This is a genomic window from Microbacterium sp. K41 (genome assembly GCF_004794395.1).
GTDB classification, from domain to species: domain Bacteria; phylum Actinomycetota; class Actinomycetes; order Actinomycetales; family Microbacteriaceae; genus Microbacterium; species Microbacterium sufflavum.
Genome location: NZ_SSDO01000186.1, coordinates 1 through 11027, shown reverse-complemented (window position 1 = coordinate 11027; position 11027 = coordinate 1). Strand labels below are relative to the sequence as shown.

The window sequence follows — 11027 nt, the reverse complement described above, 5'->3', positions numbered from 1 at the left end:
CGGCGTCGGCGATCTCGCGGAGCGCGGCCTCGACCGCGCCCGTGGCGCTGGGCGTCTCGACCCAGACCGCGGCCACGTCGTCGCCGAGGGCCGCGCGGACGGCGGCCACGTCGGCGGTGCCGTTCACGGTGGGGAGGTGGTCGAGGGTCAGGTGCGCCCGGATGTAGTCGTGCACCTTCGAGGTCTTCGCGGGCAGCACGTCGCTGGCGACCAGCACGCGCGGGCGTCCCGTGAGGCGTCCGGCCATGGCGAGCCCGGTCGCGGTGGCCTGGTAGCCGTCGTAGGTCGGCACGTTCACGACGTCCATCTCCAGCAGCTCCGCCATGAGCGACTGGTACTGGAACAGCGCCTGGAAGCGGCCGTGGTCCTCGTACGGCTCTCCGGCGTAGGCGGTCAGGAACTCGCTGCGGCCGATCACCTCGTCCACGACCGCGGGCACGTAGTGGTTGTAGGTGCCCGCGCCGAGGAAGCTCAGGCGCTCCTGCGTGGAGCGGTTCTTCGCCAGGAGCCCCCGCACGTGCCGCGCGAGGTCCTGCTCGGCGACGAACGGCGCCGGCAGGTCGAGCGGGCGGCCGAGCCGCAGCGCCTCCGGCACGTCGGCGTAGAACTCGTCGACGGTCTCGGCGCCGACGGCCGCGAGCATCGCGGCGCGCGACTCGGGTGCGGTGTTGGGGATGTACGGATGCACGAACGGGGCGGTCATGCGTCCTCCTTCACGGGGATGGGGGTGGCGGTCGGGATGGTGTCGGCGCGGGGCGAGGCGAGCACGGCGACGCCGTAGCGGTCGAGGTCGAGCCGGTCGCTGTGCCGGGCGCCGGTGAGCAGGTCGACCCCGGGGCCGGGCAGCTCGACGGCGACGGACGCGCGTCCGTGGTTGAGGTAGAAGGTGTAGTCGGTGGTGTCGTCCGCGCGGGTGACGACCTCCACGTCGAGGTCGACGTGGTCGCGCGCCGGAAGACCCGCGGTGCGCAGCACGTCACGGAACAGCGGCAGCATGCCGTCGTGGTCGATCATGGCGCTGACGTACCAGGCGGAGCCGCGGCCGACCGGGCGGCAGGTCACGGCGGGGAGCCCCGCGAGCTCTCCGCTCGCGTACGTGCCCCGGACCTGCACGTCGTCGTCGGCCTCGATCCACTCGCTCCAGCTCGGGACGGTCAGGGTCTCGCCCGCGTAGGCGATCTGCTCCGTCTCACCGTCCGCGAGCGGCCACTGCTCGTCCACCTCGATGCCGAGCAGCGTCCGCAGTGGGCCGGGCGCACCGCCGTCGTGCACCTTCTCGGTCGCGTCGACTACCCCGGAGAAGGGCCCGACGACGAGGTGGCCGCCGCGCTCCACGAAGGCCGCGAGTGCGTCGGCGTGCTCCTGCTCCGCGATGTACAGGTTCGGCACCACGACCACGTCGTAGCGGTCGAACGGACCGGCGGCACGCACCGCGTCGACGGGCTGTCCGAGGGCGTACAGGGCCCGGTGCCAGGCGCGGGCCTGCTGCGCCCACTGCAGCCGCTGCGAGGGGAGCGACTCCGCGGCGCTCGATCCCCACCAGGAGTCCCAGTCGACGACCAGGCCGACGCGGGAGCGCACCCGGGTGCCGCGCACGGCCTCCAGCTTCTGCAGTTCGAGGCCGAGGGCCTTGGTCTCGCGGAAGCTGCGCGACCTCTCGCCGCGGTGGCCGAGCATCGAGGAGTGGAACTTCTCCTGGCCGTACTTGGCCTGCCGCCACTGGAAGAACATCACGGCGTCGGAGCCGTGGGCCACGGCCTGCAGGCTCTCCACGCGGATCTTGCCGGGGGCCTTGGGCACGTTCACGTCGCGCCAGCTGGTGGCGCTCGCCGACGACTCCAGCAGCAGCCACGGCTGCCCGTCCTTGAGCGCCCGCATGAGGCCGTAGTTGAGGGCCGCACCCACGTGCGAGGTGGGGTCGGCGGGGTCGGGGTAGGCGTCGTCGGTCACGACGTCTTCCACCGCGGCGAAGTCCCAGTAGTCGAGGTCGCGGAACATGCTCATGAAGTTCGTGGTCACGGCGATGTCGGGGGTGACCTCGCGCAGCACGTCGATCTCGATCTGGAACAGCTCCAGCAGCGCGTCGGAGGAGAACCGTTCGAAGTCGAGCAGCTTGGTGGGGTTCACCGGTCCCGGCGCGCGCTTGGGGGTCTCGATGTGCTCCCACGACGTGTAGCGCTGGCCCCACACGTTCACGCCCCACGCCTCGTTGAGGCCGTCGAGGTCTCCGTAGCGCTCCTGCAGCCAGCGCCGGAAGTGGCGGGCCGACTCGGGGCACCAGCACCGCGACGTGTGGTCGCCGTACTCGTTGGAGATGTGCCACATCGCCAGGCCGGGGTGCTCGCCGTAGCGCTCGGCCATGGCACGGGCCATGCGGGCGACGTTCTCGCGCCAGATGGGCGACGAGGGGCAGTAGGTCTGGCGGGACCCGAACTCGAGGCGGTGTCCGTCGGCGTCCCACGGCGCCATCTCCGGGTGGGCACGCAGCAGCCACGAGGGCGGGGTGGCGGTCGCGGTGGCGAGGTCGATCGCGATGCCCGCGTCCCACAGCAGGTCGATGATGCGGTCGAGCCACGCCCAGTCGTACACGCCGGGCTCGGGCTCGAGCTGCGGCCAGCTGAAGATCGGGAGGCTCACCATGTTCACGCCCGCTTCGCGCATCAGGCGGATGTCCTCGTGCCAGGTCTCCTCCGACCACTGGTCGGGGTTGTAGTCGCCGCCGAACGCGAGCGCATCCAGGCGCACGCGGCGGAGCGGCTGGTCGGCGCGGGGTCCGGACACGGAGGCTCCTCTCTGAGTCACGGGCCGCCGTGTCGGCGCTCTGGCGCATTTCGACGTCCCGCTGTATTCTGTATACAACACACTAGGTCGCCGTCCGGCCGGGCGTCAACCCATAGGCTGACGGGCAGGCGGCAGAAGGGGAAGGTCATGGCGATCGAACGCAAGAACCTGCGCTCGCAGGTGCGCGAGGAGCTGCTGACCCGTATGCGCGCCGGACTCGTGCAGCCGGGCGAGGGCATCAACGAGGTGCAGCTCGCGACCGAGCTCGGAGTCAGCCGCACACCGCTCCGCGAAGCCCTCATCGCCCTCGAGTCCGAGGGGCAGATCGAGAGCGAGAACGGCAAGGGCTTCCGGTTCGTGCCGCTCAGCGCGTCGGAGTTCCGCGACCTCGCACCCGTCATGGCCGCCCTCGAGAGCCTCGCGCTCGAGCTGAGCCCGCCCGACGAGCTGCGGACGATCGGCGCCCGGCTCAAGGAGATGGCCGACGCCTTCGCCGACGAGCTCGTGGAGCACCAGCTCGTCATCACGAAGGACGACGAGTGGCACAGCCTGATGCTCTCGGCGTGCCCCAACACCCGGCTCCTCGCGGTGATCGACAGCGTGCGCAGCTCGTTCCACCGCTACGAGTCGCTGCTCGTGCCGGAGGACGTGAAGGTCGAGCGCGTCGCCGCCGAGCACGCCGAGATCGCCCGGCACCTCGCGGCGGGAGACGTGCCCGCCGCCGTCCAGGCCCTCAAGCTGAACTGGACGAACGGCATGCAGCGCATCCTCGACAACGCCACCAGCAGCTACTTCACCGCCTGACCCGGCCACGGCTCACCGCGACAGCGTCACGGCGAGGTCGATGAACAGCGCCGCCGACCAGCCGAACGCGGTCGTGGCCGTGCGTGCCTTCTGACCCGTGCGCGGGTGGAAGTACTCGTGCGGGCCGCCGCCGTGGATCACGAGCGCCACGGTCTGCTCCCGCAGCTGCCGTGCGCGCTCGGCGAAGCCGGACGCCTCCAGGCCTTCCGCCACGAGAGCGGCCGTGTTGACCCACACCGGGCCGCGCCACATCCGCTCCTCCGAGAAGTCGGGGTCGGACGCGGCGACCGTCGGCAGGCCCCACGGCAGCGCGAACCGCTCCGGGTCGTCCACCGCGGCACGCAGCGCACCGGCGATCTGCTCCGGCAGGGTTCCGGTGAGCAGCGGCATCAGGCCCACGACGGTGTCGCTCGTGAGCGTCTCGCCGCCGCCGAACGCGAGGAAGCGCTCGCGCTCGGGGTCCCACATGCGCAGCAGCAGCTCCTGCGTCGCCTCGGCGCGCTCGCGGAACCGGCTCACGTCGGCGCCGGGCTCGTATCGGGAGAGCAGGTCGGCGAGCTCGCGGTCCTGCCGCACGAGGTAGGCGCCCAGGTCGGGGGCGGCCGTGGGAAGCGGGCCGTCGAAGATCGGGCTGTCGTCGAGACCTGAGGAATAGGGGTGTCCGTACTCGGGCATGCCGTCGTGGTCGAGATCGCTGCCCGCGAACCACCAGTCCTGCGAGCGCACGACCGTGGCGAGCTGGCGCCGTGCCCAGTCCGGGGCGTCTTCCACCTCCAGCACCGCGCGCAGGGCCCATGCGGCGAGCGGCGGCTTGGTCAGCGGCACGGGCGCCGTGGGGTCGGCGATCTGCGAGCCCGCGCGGCGCAGGTTCGCCCGGTCGCTCTCTGGCAGGTCGTTGCTCGTGGCGAGCACGCCCTCCTCGTGCACGACGTCGGGGAGCTGTCCGTCGGGCTGCGGGAACCGGAACGCGATGTCGAGCTGCTCGCGCGCGAGCGCGGGGTCGCCGTGGCGGAGGCCGACGGCGATGAAGTACGCGTCCCACTGCCACAGCCCCACGTAGCCGATCTTCGACGGCACGATCGCTCTGGCGTCGCCGAGGGAGGGCAGCTCGACGATGTTCGCGCCGAGCACCCACCAGCAGAAGGCGGTCATCTCCTGCAGGTCGTCGCGCACGCGCGGGCACCGGGCGAACCAGTCGTCCCAGACGTGGACCGTGGCGGCGAGGGCGGCCCGGTGATCGCCGGACTCGACCGTGACCGAGCGGTCGGGAGCGACGCGGAGGCGCAGTCCCTCCCCGAGCGCGTGCTCCTCGCTCCGGCCGTCCGGGCGCGTGAGCCGCACGCGCAGGCCGGCATCGCCGCCGATGCTCAGCGTCGCCGGGTCGGCGAAGGTGAGCGTGGCACGCTCTGTCTCCGCATCCGCCCCCACCCCCGGTTCCTGAGCGGGCGCAGCGAGACGAGGGGCCCCGAACGCGATCCTCTCGGGTCGCACGTCGGCCACCGGCAGCACGGCGCCGTCCGCGTCGAGCACCTCCACGAGGTCGAGCACGCGGCACTCCGACAGCCGCCGCTCGTACTCCGAGGTGTGCACGCGCACGCCGTCGCCCTCGCCGAACACGAGCACCCGCGACCGGGGCAGCGTGAACGGCGCGGTGATCAGGTCGAGGTGCCGGCCGGCGAGCCCGGCGAGGTCGAGGTCGTCGGCCATCATCGCCCGCCCAGGCCCGACGCGGCCATGCTGTTGAGGATCTTCCGCTGCCCGATCACGAACACGATCAGCATCGGCACGGTCGCGATGGCCGAGGCCGCCATGACCAGCCCGTAGTTGATCGAGCCGAACTGCCCCTGGAACGAGGTGAGCAGCAGCGGCACCGTGAACAGGTCGGGGGTGTTGAGCAGCACGAGCGGGAACAGGAACGCGTTCCACACGCCGAGCGCCGTGATGATGCTGAGCGCGGCGAGCCCCGGCTTGAGGTTGGGCAGCACGATGCTCCAGAAGATGCGCCACCGGCCCGCGCCGTCGACCAGCGCCGCCTCCTCCAGCTCGCGCGGCAGGGCAAGCACGAACTGCCGCATCAGGAACACCGCGAACGGGTTCGCGATCATGCCGGGCACGATCAGCGCCAGGTGCGAGTCCACCCACCCGATCTGCGACATCAGCAGGTAGAAGGGGATGAGCGTGACCTGCGCGGGGATCATCTGTGTCGCCAGGAACACGATGAACAGCACCTTGCTGCCGCGGAAGCGGATGCGCGCGAACGCGTAGCCCGCCATCGATGCGGTCAGCAGCGTGCCCACCACGACGAGCACCGCGATGTAGGCGCTGTTCAGATACGCCTGCCCGAACGGCACCGCGTTCCAGGCGTCGGCGTAGTTCTCCACCGTCCACGGGTTCGGGAGGAACTCGAGCGGGTTCTTCAGCAGCTGCGGCAGCGTCTTGAACGACGTCAGCAGCATCCACACGAACGGGAACACCATCGAGATGCCGGCGATCGTGAGCACCACGTGGAGCGCGGTGGCTCCGAGGCGACGGCGGGCGCGGTCGGCGCCGGGCCCTCCGCGACCGCGGCGACGGTAACCGGGGGCCGTGAGGGCGACGGTCGAGTCGGTCGCGGGGGCGGCCGGCTCGATGAGCGAGGGCGTCTGGAGGGTCATGCCGGGTCATCCTCGTAGTGGACGAACTTCTTCTGCGCGCCGAACTGGATCGCGGTGATGACGAGGGTCAGCACGAGCAGGATCACGCTCGCGGCGCTCGACGGACCGAACTCGAACCGCCCGAAACCCAGATCGAAGATGTGGTAGACGATCGTGCGGGTGGCGTTGTCCGGGCCGCCGCCGGAGACGAGCACGTAGACCGTGTCGAACGTCTGCAGCGACGAGATGAAGGCGATCACCGACGAGAAGAACACGATCGGGGAGAGCAGCGGCAGGCGGATGCCGGTGAACAGTCGCCAGGCGCCGGCGCCGTCGATGCGGGCGGCCTCGATGACCGAGGGCGAGATGTTCTGGAGCCCGGCGAGGAAGATCACCACGTTCAAGCCCATCGACGACCAGATCGTGACGATGCAGACCGCGAGCAGCGCGAGCTTGGGGTCCTGCAGCCAGTCGGGCGGGGTGATGCCGAACACGTTGGCGATGGTGGTGGACAGCAGGCCGTCCGCGCGGAACATCTGCTGCCAGATCATGGCGACCGCGACCGTCGACGTCACGACGGGCGCGAAGAACAGGATGAGGTAGAGCGTGCGGGTCTTGAGCCGCTCGAGCGCGACCGCGACGATCACGGCGAGCGTGAGGCCGATCGGCACGGTGATGACCGCGATCAGCAGGGTGTTGAGGATGGCGCGGCCGAGGAGCGGGTCGGTGAGCTGCTCGGCGAAGTTCGCGAAGCCCACCCACTCCAGGTCGCTCAGCCCGTCCCACTCCGCGAAGGCCAGCACCAGGCTGGCCCCGAACGGCAGGATGACGAACAGGGCCATGCCGAGCAGCTGCGGGGCGACGAACACGTAGCCCCAGCGGCGGTCGCGGCGGCGCCACGCGGCCTCGGGGCGCAGGGGCGGGGCGGATGCCGCAGGCTCGGCCTGCGGCATCCGTCCGTTCTCGGTGAGAGTGGTCACCGGTCTACTTCTCCGACCGTTCCGCGACCACGTCGGCGATCGTGTCGAGCGTGGTCTGCGCGTCGACCTTGCCCTCGTAGAGCTTCTGGAACTCCTCCGCGATGGCGACGGGCAGCCCGGGGATGCGCGCCTCGGCGGGGTAGTCCTCGAAGCCGATGTCGCGCATGTCGAGGAAGGTCTGCGCGTGCGCGGGGTAGTCACCCTCCAGCACGACCTCGTCGGCGCCCTTGATGGACGGGACCGCGTTGCCGCCGCCCTCGAGGCGGAAGGTCTGTCCCTCTGCGGAGAGGAACTCGGTCCAGAACGTGAACGCGGCGTCCTTCACCTTGGTCTTGCCGTTGATCGCGAGGAACGACGTGGCGACGCCGGTCGGGGCTTCCGCTCCATCGGGGGTGGGCCAGCGCACGATGTCGTAGCTGTCCTGCTCGCCCGCCGCGCTCACGGTGCCGATCGTGTAGCGGCCCTGCACGAAGAACCCGGCCTTGTGCGTCACGAACACGCTGTCGGCACCGGCGCCGTCGGGGAGGGTGTCGGCGACCACGAAGGTGCCGTCCTGGAAGAGGTCGCCGAACTGCTGCATGGCCTCGACCGTGTCGGCGTCCTCGTTGGCGACGAACGTCCCCTTGTCGTCGTACGGGGCGTCCAGGCCCTGCGACGACAGCCAGCTCCAGTGGGTGGCCCAGTAGTTCCAGTACATGGTGCCGGTGAGGCCCGCGTCGTGCAGGGCCGCGTTCATCTCGAGGAACTTGTCGGTGGTCCACTCGCCGTTCTCGGCCAGGGTCGCGGGGTCTTCGGTGATGCCGGCCGCGGCGAGCGCCTGCTTGTCGTACCACAACACGTCGGGGTTGGAGTCGTTGGGCGCCGCGTAGACCTCGTCGTCCTTCTCCGCCGCACCGAACAGGCCGGGGAAGAAGTCGTCGTAGGCGGTCTTGCTGTCCTTCGAGTCCATCAGCTCGCGCAGCGGCATGAGCCGGTTCGAGTCGACGAACTGCCCGATCATGTCGTCGCCCACGTAGAACACGTCGGGCGCGGTGTTGCTGGTCAGCTGGGCGAGCAGCTTGGAGTGGTAGTCGCCGTAGCCGGCCACGGGCTGCAGCTTGACGGTGATGTCGGGGTGGCGCTCCATGAAGTCCTTGTTGAACTCCTCGTAGCGGGTGAGCTCCTCCGGAGTGCCCCAGGTGGACCACACGACGGTGGCCTTGCCGTCGGCGTCGACGCTGCCGCCCCCGCCGCCACCGCTGCACGCGGCGAGTCCGAGTGCGAGCGCTCCGGCGGCGCCCAGGGCCAGATACCGTGTCGCAGCACGTGCCATCTCGCTACCTCTTTCATCGTTGAAGTTCGGGTCGGATCACCCCGCGGGGCTCTCCAGTATTCTGTATACAGAACGCAATCCTGTCAAGGGTGAGCCATCGCCGCACGACGAAGGGGCGGACCCCACCCGGATCCGCCCCTCCTGTCCCGTGGCGCTCAGTGCCCGGCGGCACCCACCACCACGAACTCGTTGGGGACCACGTCGAGCGTGGCCTCGGCCGCCACCTCGCCCGTGTGCAGGTCGACCACGACGATGCGCTTCTTCGCCGGCTCGGTCACATAGGCGATGTCGCCCACTACCCGCAGGCCCGGGTGCGGGTCCTGCCATTCGGCCGGGCTCTCCCACGCGTCGATGACCGACCAGGAGTCCTGCACCGCACCGGACTCATCGAGCACGGTGAGGCTGCCGTCGGCGCCCAGCACCACGATGTCGTCGTGGGCGCTGCGACCCACACCCCGCCACGTGTACTCGGCCGGGGCATCGACCACCGAGAGGCTCGCGGCCGCGGTGTCGACCAGCACCAGCTGCGACAGGAAGTAGCCCTCCTGGTCGGGATCCGTCTTGTAATCGCCGACCGCGACGGCGCTGGTGTCGGTCACGTAGGCGTTGCCGGTGCGCCCGAACTCGTCCGGGGCGTCGAGCTTGGTGAAGGCGCCGTCCGCGAAGAGCAGCACACCGTCCTCGCAGCCGAACATCACGACCTCCCCCTTCAGCGCGCCCTCCCCGTGCACGCTCGGGCACCGCTCGTCGCGCGCGAGCTCGGTGCCGTCCGCCGCCAGGTGCCGCACGCCGCTCCGGGCCTCGGCCGTGCCGATCGTGGACAGGACGGTGCCGTCGGACAGCTCGATGGCCACCCCGTGGTGCGCCGCCTCCGACGCGATGGTGTCGAACTCCGGCAGGGTGCCCGTGCCGACCGCGTCGGTGTCGAACACGCGCACCTCTCCGGTGCCGTCGTCGAACAGCGCGGTGCGGCCGGCGTGCGGGGTCGCGTGTCCGGCAGCCACCGCCTCGAACACCTCCCCGGTGAACTCGACGGCCCCGGAGGCGAGACCGGTGTCGAGCACGTGGAAGCCGTCCTCGGCCGTGACGAACACATGGCCGTCGTGGTCGCCCGCGCCGTTCACGCGCAGGAATCCGTCGAGCTCGGCCTCGCCGACGGTCTCGAGGGTGTCGCCGTCGAGCACGACCACACCACCGTCGTAGGTGAGGGCGACGCGGGTGTCCGCCTCGTGATGGTCGTGCTGCTCCGGCGCGGCACCGGTGGTGTTCTCGGACGCGGGGGAGGCTCCGGCGCATCCGGCGAGGGCCACGGCGGCGATCGCGCCGAGGGCGCCCAGCGCGAGGCGGCTGCGGGGTCGGGACATGGGTTCGTCTCTCTTTCTTCTCAGGGTGCGCGGATGCGCGGCGGCGCGGGGCGCCGAGGACTCTGGGTCAGCCGACGAGCTGGAGGAACACGGCCTCGAGGTCGCTGAAGGTACGGGTGATGCGCGCGTCACCGTGGTCGATCTCGTAGACCGTTCCCGCGGCGGGATCGGCGACGTAGACGCGTCGTGCGGACACCCGCAGCTCCACGCGGTCTCGCAACGCCGGGTCTGCGATGGTCGCCGCGAGCAGGGGCTCGGTGCGGGCCAGCACGGATCCGTCCGGCGCCAGCACGCGGAGCCGTCCCTCCGCGTCGACCGTGACCGTGCGACCGGCGTCGTCACCGATGGCGACAGCGCGGATGAGCGGGACGTCGGAGGGGAGCAGCGTCCAGGTGCGCTGACGCACGTCGAGCAGCCACGCACCGTCGTCACCGGCGACGCCGGCGAGGTCCGCCCGGTCGGCGCGACCGTCGAGCCGCGTCGCCGCGGGGGCACCGGCCGGATACGGGATCGCCTCGCCGACGATCTCACCGCCCACCTGCCGGGTGAAGAGCACGGCCCCTTCCGCGCACGCGAAGACCGCGCCAACGCGGGTGAGGTCGGCGTCGGAGACCGCGCCGCACGGCATCTCGGCCGCGGCGGCAGGGGCGCCCTCGCCGTCGACGATCCGGATGGTGCCGGAGGCGGTGGGCACAAGGAGCCGGTCGGCGAACGGGAGGACCGGGCCCGCGTGCGCCAGGTCGAGCCGGGCGGTGCCGAGTCCGCCGGCGAGGTCGTCGTGCGGGAGCACGACGACCTCCGCGCCGCCGAAGCCGATCGCCGTGCTCTGACCGGCCCCGCTCACCCGCACCTCTCCGTGGCCGTCCAGCGAACCGAGCTGCCGCGGCTCGCCCTGGAACGAGTGCGTGTGGTCGCCGTGCGGCACGGTCCAGCGCCCGGTATCGACCACGTCCACGGTCGCGTCGTCGCCGTCGGTGCGGGCGAGGAACACGAGGCGCCCATCGCCCGACACCGCGGCCCTCCCGGCCCCGGCGTCAGTGAGGACGACGCGCTCCTCGGTGTCGAGATCGAGGAGGGTGAGGGCGCCCCGCTCGTCCGCGACGGCGAGGGCGAGGGCGGGCGCAGCGACCTCCGCGGCGCCGCCCGAGTCGAT

8 protein-coding genes and 1 pseudogene are annotated in these 11027 nt (G+C 71.3%); 1 reads left to right on the top strand and 8 read right to left on the bottom strand.

Going from position 1 to position 11027, the window contains the following annotated elements; translation table 11 throughout:
* Positions 1 to 703 (bottom strand): annotated as a pseudogene (locus DW309_RS05065) (aminomethyl-transferring glycine dehydrogenase subunit GcvPA); the annotation flags it as partial.
* The gene (locus tag DW309_RS05060) at positions 700 to 2781 is read right to left on the bottom strand and encodes a beta-galactosidase (RefSeq protein ID WP_136044751.1); all 2082 of its coding nucleotides are present in this window, start codon (positions 2779 to 2781) and stop codon (positions 700 to 702) included. The pseudogene DW309_RS05065 and the gene DW309_RS05060, both read right to left, overlap by 4 nt.
* Before the next feature lie 147 nt (positions 2782 to 2928).
* On the opposite strand from DW309_RS05060, the gene DW309_RS05055 reads away from it, so the two are divergent.
* Positions 2929 to 3585: a GntR family transcriptional regulator gene (locus DW309_RS05055; protein WP_136036827.1), complete on the top strand. Its 657-nt coding sequence runs from the start codon at positions 2929 to 2931 to the stop codon at positions 3583 to 3585.
* A gap of 12 nt (positions 3586 to 3597) precedes the next feature.
* Here the strand turns inward: DW309_RS05055 and DW309_RS05050 are convergent, their stop codons facing one another.
* The 6 genes from DW309_RS05050 to DW309_RS19360 all read right to left on the bottom strand — a co-directional run.
* A complete protein-coding gene (locus DW309_RS05050; RefSeq protein WP_136044750.1) occupies positions 3598 to 5295 on the bottom strand; it encodes a glucosylglycerate hydrolase family protein in 1698 nt (565 codons plus the stop codon).
* The gene (locus tag DW309_RS05045; protein ID WP_136036829.1) at positions 5292 to 6239 is read right to left on the bottom strand and encodes a carbohydrate ABC transporter permease; all 948 of its coding nucleotides are present in this window, start codon (positions 6237 to 6239) and stop codon (positions 5292 to 5294) included. Before DW309_RS05045 ends, DW309_RS05050 begins: the two co-directional genes overlap by 4 nt.
* Positions 6236 to 7198: a carbohydrate ABC transporter permease gene (locus DW309_RS05040; protein WP_136036830.1), complete on the bottom strand. Its 963-nt coding sequence runs from the start codon at positions 7196 to 7198 to the stop codon at positions 6236 to 6238. Before DW309_RS05040 ends, DW309_RS05045 begins: the two co-directional genes overlap by 4 nt.
* A gap of 4 nt (positions 7199 to 7202) precedes the next feature.
* Positions 7203 to 8510 carry an ABC transporter substrate-binding protein gene (locus tag DW309_RS05035; RefSeq protein ID WP_136044749.1) on the bottom strand — a complete coding sequence of 436 codons (1308 nt, stop codon included), beginning with the start codon at positions 8508 to 8510 and terminating at the stop codon, positions 7203 to 7205.
* 155 nt (positions 8511 to 8665) lie between these two features.
* Positions 8666 to 9874, bottom strand: coding sequence for a hypothetical protein (locus tag DW309_RS05030; protein ID WP_136044748.1), 1209 nt, complete (start codon positions 9872 to 9874; stop codon positions 8666 to 8668).
* Between the two features lie 67 nt (positions 9875 to 9941).
* Positions 9942 to 11027: ABC transporter (locus DW309_RS19360; protein WP_168387181.1), on the bottom strand; the 1086-nt coding region annotated here is incomplete at its 5' end.